Source organism: Aestuariivivens insulae, assembly GCF_022662195.1.
Taxonomy (GTDB): domain Bacteria; phylum Bacteroidota; class Bacteroidia; order Flavobacteriales; family Flavobacteriaceae; genus Aestuariivivens; species Aestuariivivens insulae.
Genome location: NZ_JAKMCS010000013.1, coordinates 79006 through 101422, shown reverse-complemented (window position 1 = coordinate 101422; position 22417 = coordinate 79006). Strand labels below are relative to the sequence as shown.

22 protein-coding genes, 1 tRNA gene and 1 pseudogene are annotated in these 22417 nt (G+C 36.4%); 10 read left to right on the top strand and 14 right to left on the bottom strand.

Annotated elements, in window-relative coordinates:
* A pseudogene (locus tag MR062_RS14465) lies at positions 1 to 565 on the bottom strand (helix-turn-helix domain-containing protein); the annotation flags it as partial.
* Between the two features lie 54 nt (positions 566 to 619).
* Here MR062_RS14465 and MR062_RS14460 point away from each other — a divergent pair.
* On the top strand, positions 620 to 973 hold the full coding sequence (locus tag MR062_RS14460) for an ISAon1 family transposase N-terminal region protein (protein WP_242205533.1): 354 nt from the start codon (positions 620 to 622) through the stop codon (positions 971 to 973).
* Between the two features lie 19 nt (positions 974 to 992).
* On the top strand, positions 993 to 1946 hold the full coding sequence (locus MR062_RS14455; RefSeq protein WP_242205532.1) for an ISAon1 family transposase: 954 nt from the start codon (positions 993 to 995) through the stop codon (positions 1944 to 1946).
* Positions 1947 to 2073: 127 nt separating this feature from the next.
* Here MR062_RS14455 and MR062_RS14450 read toward each other — a convergent pair.
* A tRNA-Lys gene (locus MR062_RS14450) sits at positions 2074 to 2146 on the bottom strand.
* A gap of 137 nt (positions 2147 to 2283) precedes the next feature.
* Here MR062_RS14450 and MR062_RS14445 point away from each other — a divergent pair.
* Positions 2284 to 2805 carry a shikimate kinase gene (locus MR062_RS14445; RefSeq protein WP_242205521.1) on the top strand — a complete coding sequence of 174 codons (522 nt, stop codon included), beginning with the start codon at positions 2284 to 2286 and terminating at the stop codon, positions 2803 to 2805.
* Here MR062_RS14445 and MR062_RS14440 read toward each other — a convergent pair.
* Positions 2797 to 3300 (bottom strand): phosphoribosyltransferase family protein, encoded by a 504-nt coding sequence (locus tag MR062_RS14440; protein ID WP_242205518.1) that lies wholly within the window; start codon positions 3298 to 3300, stop codon positions 2797 to 2799. The genes MR062_RS14445 and MR062_RS14440 overlap by 9 nt on opposite strands.
* Positions 3301 to 3328: 28 nt before the next feature.
* Entirely contained in the window at positions 3329 to 3700 is a 372-nt protein-coding gene (locus MR062_RS14435; RefSeq protein ID WP_242205531.1) for an RNA-binding S4 domain-containing protein, read from the bottom strand.
* A gap of 155 nt (positions 3701 to 3855) precedes the next feature.
* Between MR062_RS14435 and MR062_RS14430 the strand changes: the two genes are divergently transcribed.
* Positions 3856 to 4899 (top strand): FKBP-type peptidyl-prolyl cis-trans isomerase, encoded by a 1044-nt coding sequence (locus MR062_RS14430; RefSeq protein WP_242205517.1) that lies wholly within the window; start codon positions 3856 to 3858, stop codon positions 4897 to 4899.
* Positions 4900 to 4905: 6 nt separating this feature from the next.
* Here the strand turns inward: MR062_RS14430 and MR062_RS14425 are convergent, their stop codons facing one another.
* Complete coding sequence (locus MR062_RS14425) at positions 4906 to 5574, bottom strand: 3'-5' exonuclease (RefSeq protein WP_242205515.1); 669 nt, start codon at positions 5572 to 5574, stop codon at positions 4906 to 4908.
* Positions 5575 to 7494, bottom strand: coding sequence for a DUF294 nucleotidyltransferase-like domain-containing protein (locus tag MR062_RS14420; protein ID WP_242205513.1), 1920 nt, complete (start codon positions 7492 to 7494; stop codon positions 5575 to 5577).
* Between the two features lie 165 nt (positions 7495 to 7659).
* Here MR062_RS14420 and MR062_RS14415 point away from each other — a divergent pair, with 165 nt between their 5' ends.
* Positions 7660 to 8250, top strand: a complete 591-nt coding sequence (locus MR062_RS14415; RefSeq protein WP_242205511.1) for a Crp/Fnr family transcriptional regulator — start codon at positions 7660 to 7662, stop codon at positions 8248 to 8250.
* Positions 8251 to 8391: 141 nt separating this feature from the next.
* On the top strand, positions 8392 to 8964 hold the full coding sequence (locus MR062_RS14410) for a YceI family protein (RefSeq protein WP_242205509.1): 573 nt from the start codon (positions 8392 to 8394) through the stop codon (positions 8962 to 8964).
* Between the two features lie 75 nt (positions 8965 to 9039).
* Here the strand turns inward: MR062_RS14410 and MR062_RS14405 are convergent, their stop codons facing one another.
* From MR062_RS14405 to MR062_RS14385, 5 genes are all read right to left on the bottom strand, one after another.
* Positions 9040 to 10218 (bottom strand): class I SAM-dependent methyltransferase, encoded by a 1179-nt coding sequence (locus MR062_RS14405; RefSeq protein WP_242205507.1) that lies wholly within the window; start codon positions 10216 to 10218, stop codon positions 9040 to 9042.
* A gap of 7 nt (positions 10219 to 10225) precedes the next feature.
* Positions 10226 to 11314, bottom strand: a complete 1089-nt coding sequence (locus MR062_RS14400; protein ID WP_242205505.1) for an AI-2E family transporter — start codon at positions 11312 to 11314, stop codon at positions 10226 to 10228.
* A gap of 86 nt (positions 11315 to 11400) precedes the next feature.
* The gene (locus tag MR062_RS14395; protein WP_242205503.1) at positions 11401 to 11829 is read right to left on the bottom strand and encodes a DUF4268 domain-containing protein; all 429 of its coding nucleotides are present in this window, start codon (positions 11827 to 11829) and stop codon (positions 11401 to 11403) included.
* Positions 11829 to 12503, bottom strand: coding sequence for a ZIP family metal transporter (locus MR062_RS14390; protein ID WP_242205499.1), 675 nt, complete (start codon positions 12501 to 12503; stop codon positions 11829 to 11831). The genes MR062_RS14395 and MR062_RS14390 overlap by 1 nt, the downstream gene beginning before the upstream one ends.
* Before the next feature lie 11 nt (positions 12504 to 12514).
* Entirely contained in the window at positions 12515 to 13246 is a 732-nt protein-coding gene (locus MR062_RS14385) for a class I SAM-dependent methyltransferase (protein WP_242205529.1), read from the bottom strand.
* 197 nt (positions 13247 to 13443) lie between these two features.
* Here MR062_RS14385 and MR062_RS14380 point away from each other — a divergent pair, with 197 nt between their 5' ends.
* Entirely contained in the window at positions 13444 to 14601 is a 1158-nt protein-coding gene (locus MR062_RS14380; RefSeq protein ID WP_242205497.1) for a THUMP domain-containing class I SAM-dependent RNA methyltransferase, read from the top strand.
* A 90-nt stretch (positions 14602 to 14691) separates the two neighbouring features.
* Here MR062_RS14380 and MR062_RS14375 read toward each other — a convergent pair whose 3' ends face one another.
* On the bottom strand, positions 14692 to 15564 hold the full coding sequence (locus tag MR062_RS14375; RefSeq protein WP_242205495.1) for an alpha/beta hydrolase: 873 nt from the start codon (positions 15562 to 15564) through the stop codon (positions 14692 to 14694).
* Positions 15565 to 15853: 289 nt separating this feature from the next.
* Between MR062_RS14375 and MR062_RS14370 the strand changes: the two genes are divergently transcribed.
* Genes MR062_RS14370 through MR062_RS14360 form a run of 3 tightly spaced genes read left to right on the top strand, consistent with a single transcriptional unit; the run spans position 15854 to position 20860 of the window.
* The gene (locus tag MR062_RS14370; RefSeq protein WP_242205493.1) at positions 15854 to 17713 is read left to right on the top strand and encodes a DNA topoisomerase IV subunit B; all 1860 of its coding nucleotides are present in this window, start codon (positions 15854 to 15856) and stop codon (positions 17711 to 17713) included.
* Positions 17714 to 18187: a hypothetical protein gene (locus MR062_RS14365; RefSeq protein WP_242205491.1), complete on the top strand. Its 474-nt coding sequence runs from the start codon at positions 17714 to 17716 to the stop codon at positions 18185 to 18187.
* Positions 18188 to 18193: 6 nt separating this feature from the next.
* On the top strand, positions 18194 to 20860 hold the full coding sequence (locus MR062_RS14360; protein WP_242205489.1) for a DNA gyrase/topoisomerase IV subunit A: 2667 nt from the start codon (positions 18194 to 18196) through the stop codon (positions 20858 to 20860).
* Between the two features lie 569 nt (positions 20861 to 21429).
* Here the strand turns inward: MR062_RS14360 and MR062_RS14355 are convergent.
* Together MR062_RS14355 and MR062_RS14350 are read right to left on the bottom strand one after the other, a co-directional pair.
* Positions 21430 to 22011, bottom strand: a complete 582-nt coding sequence (locus MR062_RS14355; RefSeq protein WP_242205487.1) for an NAD(P)H-dependent oxidoreductase — start codon at positions 22009 to 22011, stop codon at positions 21430 to 21432.
* A gap of 12 nt (positions 22012 to 22023) precedes the next feature.
* The gene (locus MR062_RS14350; protein WP_242205484.1) at positions 22024 to 22416 is read right to left on the bottom strand and encodes a hypothetical protein; all 393 of its coding nucleotides are present in this window, start codon (positions 22414 to 22416) and stop codon (positions 22024 to 22026) included.
* Position 22417 lies beyond the last annotated feature (1 nt).

Sequence of the window (22417 nt, the reverse complement as noted above, 5' to 3'; positions counted from 1 at the left end):
ATAGGGCATTTTCTATACAACGAATAAAGTCTTCTTTTTTCTGGCTCCCACAGGCTTCTACATAGGTATATTGACTGGCACCCAACACACAGACAAAGACTTCCAGCTCTTTAATCTCACCCGTATACCTATCTACAATGGTTAGCTTCTTGCCCGTAAAATCTATAAAGAGCTTATCGCCTGCTTTGTGGCTAAAGTGCATCACGGGAGAGATTTCCCTGCGCCATTCCAGATACCAATACCTAAACTGTGAGAACTGAAAACCATCGGGATGGCGCTCTTTATATTCTTCCCATAATAGGTGTTGTGTGACGCCCGTTTTCTTCATCTCTTTATCAAAATAAGGAAAGTACTGTTCTAGGGTCAGTAGCTTTTCGTTCTTGGGCTTTGTCTTGTTTAAAAAGAGTTTGTGGAGCTCTTCTATGCTTAAAGCGGACACTTCATAGGCCGTTAATTTAAAGGCTTTAAAAAAGCTAATGTATTTGCTCACGGTATTGCGCGATATGCCTAGCTGTGTGCTTATCTGCCGTTTACTGATGCCTTGGGAATGTAGGATCAATCTCAAAAGTTGTGTGTGGATTTGATAAGGAATGATATTTTTGCAGAAAAAGACAATACCTTGCATTTATCTATAGACCTACTCAAGTTGTTACTGCCAGAATTATTAATCACTCATTTTGATATCACCAGTCATAGTATAGAAAAGGACACTGTACATATATATTTTGAGGAGAAAAAAGACAAGCCTAAAGAGGAAAAACATCGTACTTTAATAGCCCATGGTTTCCATAAAGAGACTACCATACAGGACTTTCCTCTTAGGGGCAAAAAGGTGCTTCTACATATTAAGCGACGTAGGTGGCTGGACAAAACCAGTAAAGAAGCCGTACATAGAGATTGGAATCTAGTAGCACAGGGAACTCGTATGACCATCGAGTTCGCTGCTTTTTTAAAAGCACTTAGTCAGTACTAAGGCTAACGACTGTCATACCATTGGCAGTTTCTACGGGGTCAATGGCAAGAAACTTGGACGCCAGTACCGGGATTATCTAAGCGAGTTCAAAGATTGGAAAGCCAAGAAACATGCCAAACAGTGGCTGGTCTTCCCCGAGAATATGGGAAGGTACCTGTCCATTGATGAAACAGCCCTGTCCAAAGGGGAGCTCTATACCATCATTACCAACAAAAAAGCCAGAGGCAAGAAAGGGGCTATAGTTGCTGTTATGGCCGGGACCAAAGTGGAACCTATCATAGAACAACTCCTTAAAATCCCTAAATCCAAAAGGGATAAAGTCAAAGAAATCACTCTGGACATGGCCAATTCCATGAAGATGATCGCCAAGAAATGTTTCCCTAAGGCCATACAGGTCACAGACCGGTTCCATGTACAAAAGCTCGCCCTGGAAGCCTTGCAGGACATCAGGATAAAACATCGATGGGAGGCCATAGACCTAGAGAATGAGCAAATCAAACAGGCCAAGCTCAAACAAGCCCAATTCAGCCCTGAAACATTTAACAATGGGGATACCCCAAGGCAACTCCTGGCAAGAAGCAGGTATCTGCTCTACAAAGCACCCAATAACTGGACACAAAACCAATATCAAAGGGCTAAAATCCTATTTGGGCAATACCCGGATATTAAAAAGGCATATAGCCTGGTACAGAGCATTAGAAATATATTTAATACCGCCACCTCCATACAAACGGCTTACACAAAACTGGCCCATTGGCATAAAGACGTCGAACAAACTGGTTTTAAGGCTTTTAATACCATTGCAAATACAATAACTCTAAACTATAGGTCTATCTTGAACTATTTTATCAATAGAAGTACCAACGCATCGGCCGAATCATTTAATGCCAAGATCAAAGCCTTTAGGGCTCAGTATAGAGGGGTTAAAAGTGTAGAGTTCTTCCTCTTTAGATTAACTCAAATTTATGCTTAAACACAACATTTGGGCATGATCCCTTTTAAAACCAAATCATATCAAAAAAAATGATGGTCTAAAAACCACAAAACCTTGCTAATCATATAATTAGCAAGGTTTTGATTTTTATTGATATCCTTATCAGTGACCGGGCTGGGGCTCGAACCCAGGACCCTCTCCTTAAAAGGGAGATGCTCTACCAACTGAGCTACCCGGTCTGTAAGTGCGTTACCTTCTGTAATGCGGGTGCAAATATATAATGTTTAATTAATAAAACAATGCTTTTTTTAAATAAATTTTTGTTTTTTTGCATCGCTTTATTCTATGTTTTTAATAATCAATTTATAAGGGTAAAATGATAATTGTTTTAATTGGCTATATGGCTTCGGGAAAGTCCACTTTAGGAAAAATGTTGGCAGAAAAATTAAACTATAATTTTATCGATTTGGACGATTATATAGAAGCTTCTGAAAACAAAACGGTATCAGATATCTTTAAAACCAAAGGGGAAATATATTTTAGAAAGCAAGAAACCCATTATTTAAAAGCGTTATTGGAGTCCAAAAACAATATTGTACTATCCTTAGGAGGAGGGACACCCTGTTTTGGAAATAATATGGATATGATTTTAGATGCAGAAGATGTAAAAAGCATCTATTTAAAAGCATCTATTAAGGCGCTGGCCAAAAGGTTAAAAACAGAGAAAAGCAAGCGCCCATTAATAGCCCATATAGAGACCGATGATTTGCTTATGGAGTTTATTGGCAAGCACCTATTCGAACGTTCACCGTTTTACGCTAAGGCGCATACTGTGCTTACAACAGATAATAAGAAAGAAACTGATATTGTTGAAGAGCTAATTTCAGGTTTATTCTAAAACAACCTCATAGTTATTACCTTCAAGGACCACTTCAACATGTTCGTGCAATGATGTGGACAAAGAAATACCTTTAAAATCGGCTTTTACTGGGTATTGCTTATGATTTCTATTAACTAAAACTGCAGTCTTAAACTGCTTTAAGGGCACATCCAAAAAATGCTTCACGCCATAGATTAGCGTAGAACCTGAGTTTAATACATCATCAACCAAAACAAGGGACTTATTAATATATTCTGAAGTAGGGATCGAGGTTTTAATTTCGGCCCTCGGATTTTTTTTATCGATATAGACCTCACAGAGTATCGGGTTTATTTCAGAAATGTTTTTAAGCGTATCCCTTAATTTTTTAGCCAATAAAATACCGTTGTTAGCTATACCGGCAATTATAATTTCACTTTCATCAATATTACTTTCGTAAATTTGATAAGCTATTCTTCTAATTTTATTATTGATATCCTCGTGGGCTAAAATCACGTTATTTTTAATTGTCATACAAGTGCCGTTAAATTAAAGTATAAAATTACTCATTTTCTTCAGTAAAATCATCAATATCCCTTCTATCTTTTTTTGTAGGACGGCCCACACCTTTTTTACGATAATAATTTTTGGCGTATTGCAATAACTCTTGCGCTTCAAAGGCTTCCTTAGGGGTTGTATCTGTTCTATAAATATCTACGAGTTTCGCACCAACCCTACTTTCGGGTACATCGTTAATGGTAAATGTATAGTTTATTTGGTTTTTACGGACTTCTATCTGGTCTTGCGCATAAACATCCCTACTAGGTTTAGCAACCTCTTGGTTTACCTTTACTTGTCCTTTTTTACAGGCCGTAGTAGCCAACGATCTCGTTTTAAAATACCTAACACACCATAAATACTTATCAATACGCATACTGTTTAATCTAAAAACTACGTTAATGTTCTTGTGCAAAATTATATTTAAATTGTATCTTGCGCCTCAAAAATAATAATTATGAAACAGTCGTAAATAAAATAAATATTGTTTTATTTAGAATCGTTTCTTTTTTACTACTGAAAAAATAACACATGAAAATAGAAAAGTTTGGTTTAGTTGTTTTATGCATTTTATTAAGTATTGTATCTTGTAAAAAAGATGACAAGGCAGATGAGCCAACACCTGTAGAACTAAGGGATCGTATCGAACAACAGAAAGCGGATAACGATTCTCTGGTTAAATATTTAAACAACCATTATTATAATTCTGAAGTATTGGCTGGGTTGGAAGATCCAAGTATTACAGATATAGTGATCACCAAATTAGAAGATGGTGAAACCTTACCCGACGGACATACCATTTTAATGGACGTTGTAGAAACCAAGGATGTGGTTTATGCCGATACCGATTATCAATTTTACATTTTAAGGTTAAACCAAGGCGGTGGAATAGAGTCTCCTACATTTGCTGATACAGCTAGGTTATTGTATGAAGGCTTTTTATTTGATGGTAGTGTTTTTGATGGTGCCAGCACTCCAGTTGATTTTGATTTGGTTAACCTTATACCTGGTTGGAGAAAAGTAGTCCCTACATTTAATGTTGCTGAATCCTTTGCTGAAGTAGGTGATGGTACAGTTGATTACAAAAACACAGGGTTAGGAGTCATGTTTTTACCTTCAGGCTTAGCATATTTTGGATCTTCTCAAGGAGGTATTCCAGCCTATTCGCCGCTTATTTTTAAGTTTGAATTATTACAGGCTTTTGAAAAGGACCATGACAGTGATGGTATACCATCTTATCTTGAAGATTTAAATGGGGATGGTGAGTTTACAGTTAATGCTAAAGATTTAACTGATGATACTGATGATGATACAGATGGCGATTCTATACCAGATTATTTTGATAATGACGACGATGGTGATGGTATTTTAACGATTGATGAGATTGAAACCAAAACCTATGATAATGACGGAATGGGGTATGCTACAAGAGAGGAAGTTGAATCATTGTCCTTAGCACCTAATGAGGTATTGATTAAAATTGTTAAAGAAAGTAACGGTACTTATACAGGGAATTCTGTGATATTTACAGATACTGATAATGATGGCACAGCTGACTATTTAGATGCTGAATAATAGATGTTAACGCTCCAGTAAATATTCCCAATTTAGGTTTTTGCGCTTGTCCAATCGAGAGACTATTTTTAAATAGACCATGGCTGTCAATAAGGCATCTCCCGTAGCTGTATGCCTATCAATAATGGGGACGTTCAACTCTGTACACAAATCATCTAAGGTGTAGTGTGTTTTTAGATTGTTACGATAAATAATGTGTTTCGACTTAGCAAACAATACCCCTGTGTCGATGTATTCGTTTTTTAATACCCCCAAACCATTACGCAACAACATTTGATTGATCATGCCATAATCGAAAGCGGCATGGTGGGCAATTAAAATAGTGTTTTGGATATAGCTTAGGAAATGCTCGATAGCTTCAATTTCAGAAAATTTTTTGCCCGTTTTCGTTTTTAATATGCCATGAATTTTAACCGAATCGGGGTTGAATATTTCCTGGTGTAAGTATAGCTCTAAACTATTTTTAACTTCAATAGTTTTGTTTACAATGGACACCGCACCAATCGATAAAATGCGGTCTTTTATTTTGTTGAATCCCGTGGTTTCGGTATCTAAGGCGATAAAACGAGTGTCGTGTATAGTGCCTTTTGGATTAGAATCAAAGCTATCGATATAATCCTTCCAAAACTGTGGATGGCTATCCTTGTATTTTTTCTTAAACCAATTAAATTTCATTTAAATAAAGGCTTTAATGTCGAACCGCAACTTGAGGGATTCTTGAATACCCTGTAAGGGCTTAAAGCAACGTTTAAGTTTTAGTTTTTCTTCTTTGGTCAACTTTTCCAGATCAATAAATTTGTTAGAATCACTATTTAAAAACCCTTGCTTGGTCTTGAATTTCAAAAGCGCCTTAAACGCATAGGCACAAGATTCGAATAGTTCTTTGTTTTCGGGCTCAAGTTCTGCCATTTTTTCAAAACGTTGATAGGTACTGTTTATACCTCTCACATGTTTACTCAACACCAATAATCGTGCAGCATCAATTAACGGCATAAGAGCCCTTTTCTTAATATTGAACAATTCTTTATGTTCCCCGTTTTGCTCTACAACAAACTGTTTAAAGAAACCTAAAGGCGGTGGCGTTTTTATGGCATCACTGCATAGGTATTTAAAGAATAAAGAAGTCTTTTCTAGGGAATCGTATATGGTGTTGGTTAATTCCTTTTCTAAAGTATAATCACCATAAACAAGACTGTAATCAAAAAATATGGACGATAATAGTACTGCTTTTTCATTGGGATTAAGGATCCAGTCCTTGAATTGGGTTTTCCACTCAGATAGGGATTTGCACCATTCTGGATTGCTGGCCATCATATCGGCCTCACAATATTCAAACCCTACTTTATTTAATGTTTTGGTAACTAATTTGGACAATTGTAAAAAATAGTCCTGTGTTTCAGCATATTGTTTTTGGGGCACATCTTCAAACACAAGTGCATTATCCTGGTCTGTAAACAACAGTTGTTCCTTTCTACCTTGACTCCCTAACGCAAGCCACGAAAACTTTACAGGTGGGGGCGTAGGCATCTTTTTTAATGCAATCTCAATGGCACGAATGGTTACTGCATCGTTAATTTGTGAAATGACATTAATAATATGTGTTATGGGTATATTTTGATTGAAGTAACTCTGTATTAAAGTATTGGCCTTAACCCTGGCGGCTCTTATTTTTTTGGTGCGTTCTGCACGCTTTATTTCTTTCAGTATGGCGGTAGGGTTGTTTCCAAGTGTGGTGATAACATCATGATGGGATAGCACACCAACAAGCTTGGAATTAGGGCTTCCGTCTTCTGTTATCCCCAAATGGTTAACACCATGTTTTATCATTTTTAGTTGGCCATTGGCTAGGGTTAAATTCTTTTTTCCAGTAATAACAGGAGCCGACATGATATTTTCAACTTTAGTGCTAATAGGATATTGTCCGGTAGCAATTTTATTTTTTATATCACTATTGGTTATGATGCCTATGGGGTGCATGTTTTTGTCCACAACAATAATGCAGCCTATTTTAAATTTACTCATTTTAATAGCAGCATCTTTTAGCGTTGTGTCTGCATTGCAATAAATTGGTTTTTTAGTGTAATTGGCGGTTTGGAAATTTACAACATCCTGTGAGCTGTCTGGAAGGTAATCCACAAAAATTCGTAAATTTTCTTCAGCGGTATACGGGTCGTAGGCATTCGATGCCAGTGCGGTAACCAAATATTTATAAACGTTAAGATTGTTATTGGTGGCCGCTTCAAAAGTGTTTATAGGAATAGCATAGACTATGGACTCTTCGTTTGCTATGGCGGTAAGTTTATAGTTTTCCTTATTAATTAATGGACGAACGCCAAAAACATCACCGCCGTCATTGATATTTACCATTCGTGATGACCCGTCTACATTATGGTGGTAAAGGCATACAGAACCATTGCGAACCATATAGAAATAATTGGTGTAATGATCGTCTTTTCTATAAAGGACATCGCCCTTTTCCATGTAAATAATATTTACCTGAAGTGCTATTTCTAGAAGCTGTTCTTTTTGGAGCATGTTAAAAGGAGGGTATTCCTTTAAAAAATCACTAACGCGATCGGCTATAGAATTACTCATTAAGTTCTTGTTAAGGTAATTTAGTCAAATAAAATCAAGTTATAAAAGTAATGAATATTATAGAAGTTTAATTGAATTACGCCATGGGTTTTAAGTGATAATAGTGTGAATACAAACTATTATTTATTACTTTAGTAATTGATTTTTTACAATTAATAAAAGCCCATGAACCCCGAAAAAGCCCAACCTTTATTAGATTATATAAATAAGCATGTACCGCTAACAAAAGAGGAAGAATCTGCATTGTTATCGTATATTATCTTTAGACGGTATTTAAAGGGGCAATATATTGTTCAGCAGGGCGATATCTGCAAATATGAGTGTTTCGTGCTTTCTGGCTGTACCAAAACATTTTATATGGATGATGAAGGACAGGAACATATTATTATGTTTTCTATTGAAGATTGGTGGGCGTCAGACATGGGGAGTTTTATTTCACAAACCCCAGCCGATTTCAATATTCAATGTTTGGAAGATACCGAATTGGTCATGTTTCCGTACGAAACCATAGAAACCATTTATGCTGAAATCCCAAAACTGGAACGTTTTTTTAGACTTATTATCGAAAGGGCTTTTGTAGCCTCCCAAAAACGAATTGTTAGAAATTTTAGCTTAACGGCCAAAGAGCAATATCTGTACTTTAAAGAACAATATCCCGAAATAGAACAGCGCATTCCACAATATATGGTGGCGTCTTACTTGGGGATTACCAAAGAATTTTTAAGTAAAATTAAGAGCCAGTTAGCTTTAGGCTAAGCTAACAATCACTATCATTGGCGCACGCTTTAACGAAAAGTTAAACTAGTTTAACACAATTTTATAATATAGTTCATTTTTATTTACACTAATCCTATAGATATTTGTAGCATAGAAATTAATAAAACAAAAAGGATAAAAATGAAAAATTTAATTAAAATAACATTAGTATTAGTTGCTTTTACGGCATTTTCGTTTACAAGTTTAAGAATAGAAAAGAAGGCGGTTAAAGTAGAAGATAGCCAAGTGGTATGGAAAGGCTATAAGGTTACAGGATCTCACGAAGGTACTATTGTCATTAAATCTGGCGAGTTGATTTTTGAAGAAGATAAATTGGTTGGCGGTGAATTTGTAATAGATATGACTTCCATTGCTGTTACCGATATCCAAGGCGAGTACCAAGGAAAATTGGAAGGGCACTTAAAATCGGATGATTTTTTTGGTGTTGAAAACCATCCTACATCATCATTAGTATTTACAAGTGTAAAGCCTAGCGGAAAAAACGCTTATGATGTTACTGGCGATTTAACCATTAAAGGGATTACTAAGCCCATCAACTTTAATTTGTCTGTATACGGTAATAAAGCTACAGCGTCTTTAAAGATCGATAGGTCTAAATACAATGTAAAGTATGGTTCCACTAGTTTCTTTGACAATTTAAAGGATAAGGCGATTTATGATGAATTCGATTTGGTGTCGGACTTACAGTTTTAAGTTTCACTCATTGATATTTAAAAGCGTTCTTTTGGAACGCTTTTTTTATGCCTAAAATTTAGATAAATCCTTATCTTAAACTTTGCTAGCCCTTATCATTATTTTTTGGCCTTCCAAGTTGGTAGTAAAAAACAGGTAGTCATCGCCACCGTCTTTTATATTTAATTTTTTTCTGATTAGGGACACGGGCTCAGGAAAGTTTCTGGTGGTAACATTGGCTTTGGTTATACCTGTTTTTTTAAATGCTTTTTTATTATAAGGTAAAACAGTTTCAATTTTAAAGACCCTTCCCGGGAAATCAATACGAGTATCACTGGTGTATAAGTGTGAATGTTGATGTAGTTTTAAAACGTTTAATTGCTTTGAAATACTATAAAAACCACCTGCTTTCAAAATAGCACTATTGGGTTCGTATAAATAGGTAAGGGGTATACTGTATTTTGTGCCATCGGGGTTTTCGTTTTCAAGCAAAAAACCGTACTGGTCTTGACCTTGTTTTTTAAGGTTGATGGTTTCAACAGTAATGGCTTTATCAAAACCATGTTCCAAACTCCAAAGTAATTCTTTAACCTCATTGTTTACCGCCACAACATGAATGGTCTTGACATACTTCAATTCATTAATACCAATCGTTAAATCAAGCAGGGGCGACGTTTTGATCATGATGTTTTTGGTATGTTCGAAGAGTAAATCCAAGTGTTTCGGGATATTGGGCAAACAATCGTTTAAAAAGAAGACTTTTCCTTTGGAATCGTGCCTACGTGAAGGATCTACATAAATCCAGTCAAAATGTTTTGTGGAGGTTTCTAAATAATCAATACCGTTAAATGCAATAGTTTCAATGTTCTTTACGCCTAATTGTTCGTAATTATGGTTTACAATATTAGAAAGATCTTTATCTAATTCGCAATGTAAGACCTTGTTAAAACGTTTGGCAAAAAAGAAGCTGTCCACACCAAAACCACCGGTAAGGTCTATTATTGAATCGCCTTCAATAAGGGTAGACTTGTATTTTGCAGTAACTTCAGAAGAGGTTTGCTCAATATTAAGTTTGTTGGGATAATAAATGCCATCGCCATAAAACCATGTGGGAAGCTTTTTTTCACTTCGCTTTTTGGCTTCAATTTGTTCTATAATCACTTTGGCGTCTATTGTTTTAAAAGGAATACCCTTCAAAAGCAATTCAGTAATATCAGAATTTAAATTATCATTTATAAATCCTTGAATTTCAGTATTTAAAATAGATTTATTCAAACTAAAACTATAAGTTTTTGGTCAGCTTTTTTACAATCTTGTTTTCCGATAGGAAGGCTTTTAAAACCACTTTTATGGCGGTATAGGCGGGAACGGCTATAATCAATCCCAAAACCCCAAATAGGATACCGGCAATAAGGATGACCAAAAAGATTTCCAAAGGATGCGACTTCACACTTTTTGAAAAAATAATGGGCTGACTAAAAAAGTTATCTACCAATTGGCCAATGCCAATAACGAGAAGAACCCATAAGGTTTTAGGGACAATCACCTCACTGAAACTGGCTCCTAGGCTGCTGGTCATGGTTAGGGTAACCATTAAAAAAGCTCCAATAAGCGGTCCTACATAAGGAATTAAATTAAGCAAGGCACATAAAAAAGCGATCACTATAGCATTATCGACGCCAATAATCAACAGGCCTATGGTGTATATGATAAAGAGAATTAATATTTGAAAAATAAGCCCCACAAAATATCTGGAAAGCAGATCTTTTATTTTGTTTGAAGAACTTTTCCATCGGGATTCTTTATTATCGGGAATCAAGGTCAATATGGCATTTTCAAATAACCTGCTGTCCTTTAAAAAGAAAAAGGAGATAAACAGTACCGAAAACAAGCCAATACTAAAGCTACCCAAACCACTTACTACCGAATTTAAAAAGTTGGGGATTACCGAATAATCTATCGCTGAAAGTAGATTGGATTCCTTAAGCGATTGCTCTACATCTATTTGGCGTAAGTTAAAATAATTAATGATTTCAGAATATAAATGCTCAATATTACGCTCCAGTTCATTTATGTTTAAAAGCGATAAGTTGTGCCCTTGCTTGACCACCAATGGAATAAACATACCCATTAGCCCTACAAAAAAGCCCAGCAATAAAACCATTGAAATAATAACCGCCAGTGTGTTCTTAAATTTTAAGCGACGTTCCAAAAATAAGACTATAGGCCTCCCGATTAGGGAAATAACAGCCGCTATGGCTATATAACCGATAACCGATTGTATCTTGTACAAAAAATAAAGTAGCACAATGGTGCCCACAATAATGGCAATAGCCCTTAAAATACCGTTTGAAATAGTTTTAGAATCCAATAGCTCGTGTTTAGGAAAGTAAATCTAGGTATTTCGATTTATAATTAAAAGTAAAAAGCAGGTCTAATTTTAAAGTGGAGATGATGTTACCCTTCAATAACCTCTTTATACTCCATAAAAAAGGCTTCAAATAAACTCATGGTTTCGTTAAAAAAGACCATCACGTCCTGCCAAGAGTTTTTATTGTGTATGGATACCTTTTGCTCTAATGGCACATAAATTCTGGAGATCTCTTTGTAGTTGTCCAAAATATAAGTTTCATCATAAATCGCATTGGGGAGGTATTCGTCTAAAAGAATAGACTGTAGTGCAGTAAGTTTTTCCCAATATTTTATACGGTGTTCCAAATCGTCTTCAAGGTCAAGGGCTACAAGTGCCTTTTTTGTATCAAAATGAAACTTAAAACTTAAGCCTTTTAGTTTGGTGTTGTATAAGATCCATTTTCTGGGAAAGGACTTCCCAAAACTTATCCAAAACTCCTGTCGTAACCGTCTAGATTCTTCCTTACTAAACATTACACCATATAAGCTATTGCTACCCCTAGAATGATAGCAATAAATTTTGAGAGGTTAAACTTATGTCCGTCACTGCTTTCAAACAAAATAGTTGTAGCTATATGAAAAAAGATACCAATAACCACAGCGTTTATAATATGAATGTAGTCTGTTATGGCTGTAGCTGTATTGGATATTAAGGTACCTAAAGGCGTCATAACAGCAAACACCAAAAGGAATACCGCAATCTGTAATTTGTTGAATTTAGAATGAAATAAAAAAAGGGTAATCAATGTGGCTATAGGTATTTTATGGATTAAAACCCCATAGACCATGTCGTTATGTTCGTGTATAGGGAAGCCCTCTAAAAAACTATGAATGCAAAGGCTTATAAACAATAACCAGGGAAAATGCGTTTCGTTCTTATGAATGTGTACATGGCCATGTTCGGCACCTTTTGAAAATAGCTCCAGGATAATTTGCAGTAAGATCCCGCTCATAATATAAAGCCCGGTACGTTTGGCCTCTAAATGATGGTATACTTCCGGTAATAATTCAAATAGGGTAAGCGCCAACAAAAAAGAACCACTAAAGGATAAGAGCAGTTTTATGTTCCAAGAGGCTTTATTTTGGGTAACCCCAGCTAAAATTACGCCAATGCCAACAGCATAAATAGGTAATAAGTAATCGTTCATAGTCGTAGCTACTATTTAAAGATCATAATTAAGCGTTCGGACGTTTTTGCATCAAACTTATGCAATTTATAATCGCCAAAAATTTCTAATAAATGGACGTCTGCCTGTTCAAAAAGCATTTCAAAATCGGCTAAACTAAAAGCCTTTACCCGTTCGGTAAATTTAAAAAGTTCACCATGGGCTTCAAATTCAATATCCTTAAAAATATAACCATCCTTAGCATACCGCTTTAAATGAAATTCAATGTCATCGACCGTTTTAACCTCTTCGGGAACTAAATTGTCAATAACATAAGTGCTGTTCATAAAATCAATAACCCCAAAACCATAAGTGTTCAAATCTGCTTTAATTGCCTTAATGGTATTAAGGTTATTGGCATCGTTTTCAAAATAGCCAAAGCTGGTAAATAGGTTAAATACGGCATCAAATGTTTTTCCAAAAGGTTTGCTCATGTCATGAACCTCAAAGTGCAACCTATGGTTTTCGTATTTTTTGGCAAAATTAATACTGCTTTCACTTAGGTCGGCACCGGTAACATCAAACCCTATTTTATTTAAATAACGGGCATGCCTGCCTCTGCCACAGGCTAAGTCCAAAATAGAACCACCTAAGGGAATATTTAAATAGTTAGTAAGGGTATCCATAAAGGCATGCGCTTCATTCGCATCCCTATCCTTATATAATATGTGATAAAATGGCGTGTCAAACCAAGAGGCGTACCAGGTTGTTGTATTGTTGGTCATAGTTTTTTTGGTGGTTCCCTCGCCCAGATAATCATCTGGGCGGGTCAGGCTTTCCGCTATATCTTTTATTTTGTTGACTTCGATAGCCTCAGACCCCAAAATAAAAGGATGCCGCTTCAATCCTTAACCTATAATTTTAGTAAACGTCATGTTTGCCGTAAAATTACATTATTTTTGCAACCTATTTGAATAAAGACATGGAAGAAAATTTTAAGATGGTGGCCAAAACCTTATTTGGTTTTGAGGAATTGTTGGCTAACGAACTATTGCAGCTAGGTGCCCAAAAGATCCAAAAGGGAGTACGTATGGTTTCGTTTTATGGGGATAAAGGCTTTATGTATAAGGCTAATTTAGGGTTGCGTACGGCCATTAAAATTTTAAAACCCATAAAAACCTTTGTCGTTAACAACGAAAAAGACTTGTATAATAACATCTACAACATGTCCTGGGAGCGTTATTTAAATCCAACAGGAAGCTTGGCCATAGATGCCACAGTACATTCCCATTTGTTTAATCACTCCCTGTTTATTGCCCAAAAGACCAAAGATGGCATCGTAGATAAATTTCGAAATACCACGGGGCACAGGCCTAATGTAGACTTAAAATTCCCCGATGTTAAGATAAACATACACATCGACAGGAACCAATGTACGGTGTCGTTGGATTCGTCGGGAGATTCGTTGCATAAACGAGGGTATAAATCGGCCACCAATATTGCGCCAATAAACGAAGTGTTGGCAGCAGGATTGATCATGCTTTCCGGTTGGGATGGGCAATGCGATTTTATGGACCCTATGTGTGGTAGTGGTACCATGCTTATCGAGGCGGCTATGATAGCTTGCAACATTCCCCCAAACCTTATGCGAAAGGAGTTTGCTTTCGAACGTTGGCAGGATTGGGATGTCGATTTATTTGAAAGAATAGAAGAATCGCTATTAAAGAAAACGCGCGATTTCCATTATAAAATTACAGGCTACGATAAAGCGCCCAGTGCGGTCGCTAAGGCCAAGGAAAATGTTAAGCATGCCCAGTTGGAAGATTTTATCCATGTGCAGCACGAAGATTTCTTTAAGACCCAAAAAGGGGGCGATCAAAAATTGCATATGGTGTTTAACCCGCCTTATGGCGAACGGTTGAACATTGACATGGAAGCCTTTTACAAAGACATAGGCGATACCTTAAAGCAAAATTACCCGGGTACCGATGCTTGGTTTATTACCAGTAACCTGGATGCGTTAAAGCATGTAGGTTTACGGCCTTCAAGAAAAATTCAGCTATTTAATGCCAAACTCGAGGCCCGTTTGGTAAAGTATGTAATGTACGAGGGGAGTAAGAAAGGAAAGTATATGAAATAACCTAGCATTGCGAATTACATTTTTAAGTGTGGTGCGACAATCTTGGTATTTGCATAGCTCGGTTGTTAGTGATTATATTTCTTGACGAGTTTATTTGGCCATATTGAAAACAAAACATAGCCCTTTGCTAAATATTTCTATACAACCACTGGAATGCCCCATACCTTCTACAAGATTAAATTTATACTCTAAAGAAGGGTTTGGTTGGTTTAATACCATCTCATGTAAAGCTTTAATACCGTCTTGAAGCCTAAGCTTATCGAATTCGGTAACACCCATATACCATCTTATTTTAGATTGGTGTTTTGCATTTAACGCTTTAACGTGCTTTACGGGCCAATTCCCGTCCCAAAGTACCCAGGGAGAGGCCATAACATAACCGTTGAAGAGGTTGGGAGCTTGATATAAAGTATATAGACCAAACAAACCACCAAGAGAAGCGCCTACCAAGACCCGGTTAGTTGCATCTGCACGCAAGTTTTTTTCAGTATAAGGGAACAGCTCTTCTTTGATGGCCTTTAAAAATAAAGATGCACCACCCATTTTAAAATCTTGCTTATTGGCCCATTCGCTCCGTTCTTTGTTAGGTGTTAGTTCGAAAAAGCGCTCTTTATTGTAGTCAAGGCTTTTATCAGCATAGCCTATACCAACCAAAATGTATTCAGGAACTAATTGGTCTTGCCATAAAGTAGGACTAATAGTGGCCATTAGGTTAAAGCTCCAATAGGCGTCGGTTAAAAACACTACAGGATAACTTTGTTCTGGATTTTTACCGTAAGATGGAGGATAGGCAATATATAGCAAATAATCTCTATTGGTTATAGCGCTATGCCATGGCCTTAGTTCAGTGTAATCTAAGCGTTGCACTTTGTCTTCAGATGATTCAATTTCAGAATTTTGCGCAATAACGTTACAAAAGGTGAAGCCATAAAACATAATTGAGATAATTATTTTCCCAAGCATTCTGATATTTTTAAAATACGTTAAATAGACTAAATGCATTTTACATATGAAGATTGTTGCGTATTAAAGTACAAAAAATACAGAACTTTCCTGTTTTCATTAGGAATCAAAAATATTTTGTCGGAAAAATGATAATTAACAGATTTGGTTGGCTAAAAAACCAACATACTAAGCCTCAGGTTCTCAACAATATTGTATTTTTATTGTTAATTACTTTGTTTGGTCGCTGTTTCATTTTTTGAGTTGAAATGTTATATTAGCGTTCTATCATTTAATTTCACAAGTATTTATGGCAGTACAATCTAACTACACTGAAGATAATATACGTTCACTTGATTGGAAGGAACATATCCGTATGCGACCCGGTATGTATATTGGGAAACTTGGAGATGGATCGTCGCCAGACGATGGTATATATATCTTGTTAAAAGAGGTACTGGATAACTCCATAGACGAGTTTGTTATGGGGGCGGGTAAGACCATAGAGATTTCCATTCAAGGGAATAAGGTTATTGTGCGCGATTATGGCCGTGGTATTCCACTAGGAAAAGTGGTAGATGTAGTATCTAAAATGAATACCGGAGGTAAATACGACACCAAGGCATTTAAGAAATCGGTGGGATTGAATGGTGTAGGTACCAAGGCGGTGAATGCACTATCCAATTATTTTAGGGTAGAATCTACCCGAGATGGCAAATCGGCTTCAGCAGAATTTGAGCAAGGCAATCTTATCAACCAAGATTTGCTAGACGACACTACAAGACGTAAAGGAACTAAAGTGTCTTTTGTGCCCGACGAAAGCATTTTTAAAAACTATAAATACCGAAGTGAATATATAGTTAAAATGCTAAAAAACTATGTGTATCTTAATCCGGGATTAACGATTGTATTCAACGGGGAAAAGTATTTTAGCGAAAACGGATTAAAGGATTTATTGGCCGATAACAGTAACGAATCCGATTTGCTTTACCCAATCATCCATTTGAGGGGTAATGACATAGAGGTGGCAATAACCCATAGCAAGACCCAATACAGCGAAGAATATCATTCTTTTGTAAACGGACAAAATACCACACAAGGGGGAACACATTTAAATGCCTTTAGGGAAGCATTGGTTAAGACCATAAGGGAGTTTTATGGTAAGAATTTTGATGCTTCAGATGTTAGAAAATCCATTGTAAGTGCAGTAGCCATTAAAGTAATGGAACCCGTTTTTGAGAGTCAGACCAAAACAAAATTGGGATCAACCGATATGGGAGGCGATCTGCCTACCGTAAGAACCTATATTAATGACTTTGTAAAGACACATCTCGATAATTATTTACATAAAAACCAAGAAACGGCAGAAAAGATACAACGTAAAATTTTGCAGGCCGAACGTGAACGTAAGGAATTGTCGGGTATACGTAAACTGGCCCGTGACCGAGCTAAAAAGGCGAGCCTTCATAATAAGAAGCTACGTGATTGTCGTGTTCATTTTGGAGACACAAAAAACGAGCGTAATTTAGAAACTACCTTATTTATTACCGAGGGGGATTCGGCTTCTGGAAGTATCACCAAATCGCGGGATGTCAATACGCAAGCGGTGTTCAGTTTAAAAGGAAAACCATTGAACTGCTATGGTTTAACCAAAAAGATTGTTTACGAAAATGAGGAGTTTAACCTGTTACAGGCAGCCCTTAATATTGAGGAATCCCTTGAGGATTTAAGGTACAATAATGTTGTAATAGCTACCGATGCCGATGTAGATGGAATGCATATTAGGTTGTTGCTCATTACCTTTTTTCTTCAGTTTTTTCCTGAACTGATTAAAGAAGGGCATTTGTATATTTTGCAAACACCTTTGTTTAGGGTAAGAAATAAAAAAGAAACCATTTATTGCTATTCTGAAGAAGAACGGGTAAGTGCCATTGAAAAACTAAAGCCCAAACCAGAAATAACGCGATTTAAAGGACTCGGAGAGATTTCTCCAGATGAGTTCAAACATTTTATAGGGGAAGACATTAGGTTAGACCCTGTGATGTTGGACGATAATATGTCTATAGAAGATCTATTGGCGTTCTATATGGGCAAAAACACACCCACCAGACAAGAGTTTATTATTGATAATTTAAAAGTAGAGTTAGACCTTATCGAAGAAGGAAAATAGATGCGCACCAATAACGGTAACATTAGAAACATTATCATTTCTGTATATTTTATACTTATTGTTGCTGCTATAATCATGTCTACCGTATTTAGTGTGTTTCAAAAGCTAATAGGCAGTCCTAAGCACACGTTCTTCGTGTTGTTATTTGGTTTTATTGGGTTGTTTCTATTGGTACATTGGATTTCAAGGTATTTTGAGTATGATAGTGACGGTATGAAAGTCATTGTTATAAACAAAGGACTTTTGTTATCCGATTATTTGAACTATAGGGAATCTAAGGTAGAGTTTGAAAAAAAAGATTTAATCTCCTATAAACTCTATAATTATCTCGTATATAAAAGTCTAATACTTTATATTCGAAGCAGAAAAGGAGGTAGCAAACGAGTTAGTTTTAATGTCACTTTAGTAGACAGACGAAAATTAAAATATATAAGGCAGTCCTTAAGAAAAATGATTAAGGCTAACCAAAAGTAAAAGTTGATGATAGAAGAAGAGAACGACGATTTAATTAACGAGCAAGACGAACCCAAAGAAACCATTACCCGAGTTACCGGGATGTACAAAGACTGGTTTCTCGATTATGCTTCGTATGTTATATTGGAGCGTGCCGTACCAGCCATAGAAGATGGTTTTAAACCTGTACAGCGACGCATTATGCATTCTATGAAGGATTTGGACGATGGGCGTTACAACAAGGTAGCCAATATTGTGGGGCATACCATGCAGTACCATCCACATGGCGATGCCAGTATTGCTGATGCTATGGTGCAAATTGGGCAAAAAGATTTGCTAATTGATACACAAGGAAACTGGGGAAACATTTTAACGGGCGATAGTGCAGCTGCTTCACGTTATATCGAAGCACGGCTTTCAAAATTTGCCATGGATGTTGTTTACAGTCCTAAAATTACAGAGTGGCAAGCCAGTTATGACGGTCGTAGAAAAGAGCCTGTAAATTTACCTGTAAAATTCCCGTTGTTGTTGGCACAAGGCGGTGAAGGGATTGCTGTAGGGCTTTCAACAAAAATATTACCGCACAATTTTATTGAGCTTATAGAGGCATCCATAAAGCATTTGCAAGGCAAACGCTTTAAGTTAGAACCCGATTTCCCTACTGCAGGCATTGCCGATTTTTCTAATTATAACGATGGTTTAAGAGGCGGAAAAGTACGTGTACGTGCAAAAATTTCCCAACTCGATAAAAATATCTTGGTTATTTCTGAAATTCCCTTTGGAACAACAACATCGTCATTAATCGATTCCATACTAAAAGCGAATGATAAAGGGAAAATCAAAATCAAACGTATTGAAGACAATACCGCTGCCGAGGTAGAGATATTAGTGTATTTGCCATCGGGACTTTCACCAGATAAGACCATCGATGCCCTGTATGCCTTTACCAATTGCGAATCGTCTATTTCTCCATTAGGTTGCGTTATTGAAGACAATAAACCTTTGTTTGTTGGGGTTTCCGAAATGTTAAGGCGCTCTACCGATAATACGGTTCAGTTGTTAAAGCAAGAACTGGAAATTAAACTGGGCGAACTTGAAGAACAGTGGCACTTTGCTTCATTGGAACGTATTTTCATAGAAAACAGGATTTATCGCGATATTGAGGAACAAGAAACATGGGAAGGCGTAATTAGCGCTATAGATAAAGGGCTTCAGCCCCATATAAAACATTTAAAACGCGCAATTACCGAAGAGGATATTGTACGGCTGACCGAGATTCGAATCAAACGTATTTCAAAATTCGATATCGATAAAGCCCAACAAAAAATAGATGCCTTAGAAGAACAAATAGCTGAAGTTAAGCATGACTTAGCCCACCTCATCGATTATGCTATAGCCTATTTCACACGATTGAAAGCCGAATATGGTAAAGGACGTGAGCGAAAGACCGAAATACGCACTTTTGACGATGTCGATGCCACTAAGGTCGTTATTAGAAACACCAAACTTTATGTGAATAGGGAAGAAGGCTTTATTGGTACTTCCTTACGTCGTGATGAATATGTGTGCGATTGTAGCGATATAGACGACATTATAGTATTTACTAAGCAAGGTAAAATGATGGTCACCAAAGTGGATACCAAAACCTTTGTTGGTAAGGATATTATCCATGTGGCTGTCTTTAAAAAGAAAGATAAACGCACCATTTACAACATGGTTTATCGGGATGGCTCCCGAGGCCCTTCATATATCAAACGTTTTGCAGTTACTGGGGTAACAAGAGATCGGGAATACGATTTAACTAACGAAAATAAAGGTTCTGCCGTATTGTATTTTTCAGCCAACCCTAATGGAGAGGCCGAAGTGGTTGCCGTACAGTTACGACAAGCGGGCAGCATTAAAAAGCTTAAATGGGATATCGATTTTGCCGACATTCTCATTAAGGGCCGTTCTTCCAAAGGGAATTTAGTCACCAAGTATGCTGTTAAACGTATTGAACTTAAGGAAAAAGGGGTGTCGACACTAAAACCTCGTAAAATCTGGTTCGATGATGCCATACAGCGTATTAATGTTGATGGCAGGGGCGAACTAATAGGTGAGTTTAGGGGAGAAGATAAATTATTGGTCATTAACCAATCTGGTATCGCTAAAACGGTTACCCCGGAAGTTACTATGCATTTTGACGACGATATGATTGTGTTGGAAAAATGGGTTCCCAAAAAACCCATATCTGTGGTTTACTACAACGGAGAAAAAGAAATGTATTACGTTAAACGGTTCTTAATTGAAAACGAAGGTAGGGAAGAAAATTTTATTTCAGAGCATCCTAACTCCCAATTGGAAATTGTATCTACAGACTGGAGACCAATGGCAGAGGTGGTATTTGCCAAAGAACGGGGTAAGGACAGAAAGGATAATATGGAGGTAAACCTAGAAGAGTTTATTGCCGTAAAAGGGATTTCTGCCCTTGGAAACCAGCTTACTAAAGATAAGGTTAACCAAATCAACCTTTTGGATCCTTTGCCTTATGAGGCTCCAGAAGAGGTACATGCCGATGATTTAGAAGTTGTTGATGAGGAGGTTGTTAAAGATGAAAATGGTGAAACCCAAAAGCACCCAGACAACCAGAACAATGGAGAAGCATCAAAAGAAGATCTCGAGATTGACGACGAGGGACAGATAACTTTGTTTTAGGCTAAGTTTGGTATAAAATCTTGCTAACTTTTGCTAGCGCTCGGTATAAATGAGTGCTAACACAAGAATTTTAATTACGTGATTAAGATCTTACTTATAATATTATTAATAGCCTTATTAGCTAAATTATTGATTTTGAGATCTAAACATGAAGAATTATTTAACTATTGGGCCAATAGTAACTTTGATATAAATAAGATGTATAGCCTTTCGACTGATGAAAAGAAAGTTCTTAATCTATTAAAAAGATTAGGAATACTATTTTTTATTGGTTGTTTTATTTTGTTTTTAATTTTTGCACCTTCTACTTTGAAGGGGTAAAGCTTGTTAAAGGTTTTTCCCTATGGGCTACGACCTCAAAAAGCACCTTAAATTCATAGCAAAAACCGTGAAAAGTGGTGCTCAAGCAAAGCATCATTTAGTTTCTCGTTTAACTGCCTTAATGTTACTTCAGATAAGACCTTTAGAAATGTATCTAAAAATAAAAGCCCCTTAAAAAGAAGCTTTAGAGCCTTGTGCAATGATTAACATTGTTGGCAAACGTTATTACTATACGCTGTTTTTCATATTTAATTGCTTAAGCGACCTAATCTTTCTATTTTTTTTAACCACTTTGTTCTAAATTTTTGTTTAGACAGTCTAATAGGGCCAATGGTTGTAATTCTTACCTTTTTTACTCCAATGAAGTTCATTGTTAATTTTTTCATTGCTTTGTGACTAGGGCTTGAATAAAACAACTTGTAGTACCAACTGGGTTGGTCTAATGTACAGATGATTCTAGCGGTTTTACCTGAAAAATGTTTGTCCCACCATATAGAATCTTTTCTTTTGCTAAAAGCAAATCCCGGAAGAAGCACTCTATCTAAGAAACCTTTCATTATTGCTGGTACTGAACCCCACCAAACAGGATAGACCCAAACTAAATGGTCTGCCCATTTTAATATGTCTTGACTATTTAACAAATCAGGTTCAAGTTCTGTTCTTTTTCTATAACCAAATTGAAGATTTGGATTAAAATCTAAATCTTGAATAATAATTTCTCGGATTTCACAACCTGACGCCTCTACACCTTTTTTATAGGCTCTCGCTAATGCATAGTTGTAACTTTCTTTATCTGGATGACCTATTATTAAAGCTATTCGTTTGTTCATTTATGTCTTATTTTAAAGTGCTAACAGGTTTAAGATTCCAATTACTAATAAAATCACCCATCCAAGATGTTTACCTTTTGTTGCGATGAAAACAAGAAAGGAAGCGCTGAGCATTGTAATAGTTATGGCAGTAATTATAGATTGCATCAAATAAGCACTCATTTCGGCCTGCTTTGTTCCAATTTTGATAAGCATAACACCGATACTCCCACCAAAGAATGGCGTTAAATACCAAGTAGCCCAAATAATCCTAAGTTGCCTTTCTTTCAATTTGGATGTTACGATTGTAGGAACAATTTTATTATGCTTCTTTTTATTTCTAAAAATTAAAATTTCGCCAAGGATTGAGTGGACTAATCCTAATAAAAAGCATAGAACTCCAGCAATCCATAAATATTGATTCATA

Bases quoted from the DNA above. Each gene is read 5' to 3' on its own strand.
- MR062_RS14445 (WP_242205521.1), top strand. From the start codon at position 2,284: ATGATAATTGTTTTAATTGGCTATATGGCTTCGGGAAAGTCCACTTTA.
- MR062_RS14440 (WP_242205518.1), bottom strand. From the start codon at position 3,300: ATGACAATTAAAAATAACGTGATTTTAGCCCACGAGGATATCAATAAT.
- MR062_RS14435 (WP_242205531.1), bottom strand. From the start codon at position 3,700: ATGCGTATTGATAAGTATTTATGGTGTGTTAGGTATTTTAAAACGAGA.
- MR062_RS14430 (WP_242205517.1), top strand. From the start codon at position 3,856: ATGAAAATAGAAAAGTTTGGTTTAGTTGTTTTATGCATTTTATTAAGT.
- MR062_RS14425 (WP_242205515.1), bottom strand. From the start codon at position 5,574: ATGAAATTTAATTGGTTTAAGAAAAAATACAAGGATAGCCATCCACAG.
- MR062_RS14420 (WP_242205513.1), bottom strand. From the start codon at position 7,494: ATGAGTAATTCTATAGCCGATCGCGTTAGTGATTTTTTAAAGGAATAC.
- MR062_RS14415 (WP_242205511.1), top strand. From the start codon at position 7,660: ATGAACCCCGAAAAAGCCCAACCTTTATTAGATTATATAAATAAGCAT.
- MR062_RS14410 (WP_242205509.1), top strand. From the start codon at position 8,392: ATGAAAAATTTAATTAAAATAACATTAGTATTAGTTGCTTTTACGGCA.
- MR062_RS14395 (WP_242205503.1), bottom strand. From the start codon at position 11,829: ATGTTTAGTAAGGAAGAATCTAGACGGTTACGACAGGAGTTTTGGATA.
- MR062_RS14390 (WP_242205499.1), bottom strand. From the start codon at position 12,503: ATGAACGATTACTTATTACCTATTTATGCTGTTGGCATTGGCGTAATT.
- MR062_RS14385 (WP_242205529.1), bottom strand. From the start codon at position 13,246: ATGACCAACAATACAACAACCTGGTACGCCTCTTGGTTTGACACGCCA.
- MR062_RS14380 (WP_242205497.1), top strand. From the start codon at position 13,444: ATGGAAGAAAATTTTAAGATGGTGGCCAAAACCTTATTTGGTTTTGAG.
- MR062_RS14375 (WP_242205495.1), bottom strand. From the start codon at position 15,564: ATGCTTGGGAAAATAATTATCTCAATTATGTTTTATGGCTTCACCTTT.
- MR062_RS14370 (WP_242205493.1), top strand. From the start codon at position 15,854: ATGGCAGTACAATCTAACTACACTGAAGATAATATACGTTCACTTGAT.
- MR062_RS14365 (WP_242205491.1), top strand. From the start codon at position 17,714: ATGCGCACCAATAACGGTAACATTAGAAACATTATCATTTCTGTATAT.
- MR062_RS14360 (WP_242205489.1), top strand. From the start codon at position 18,194: ATGATAGAAGAAGAGAACGACGATTTAATTAACGAGCAAGACGAACCC.
- MR062_RS14355 (WP_242205487.1), bottom strand. From the start codon at position 22,011: ATGAACAAACGAATAGCTTTAATAATAGGTCATCCAGATAAAGAAAGT.
- MR062_RS14350 (WP_242205484.1), bottom strand. From the start codon at position 22,416: ATGAATCAATATTTATGGATTGCTGGAGTTCTATGCTTTTTATTAGGA.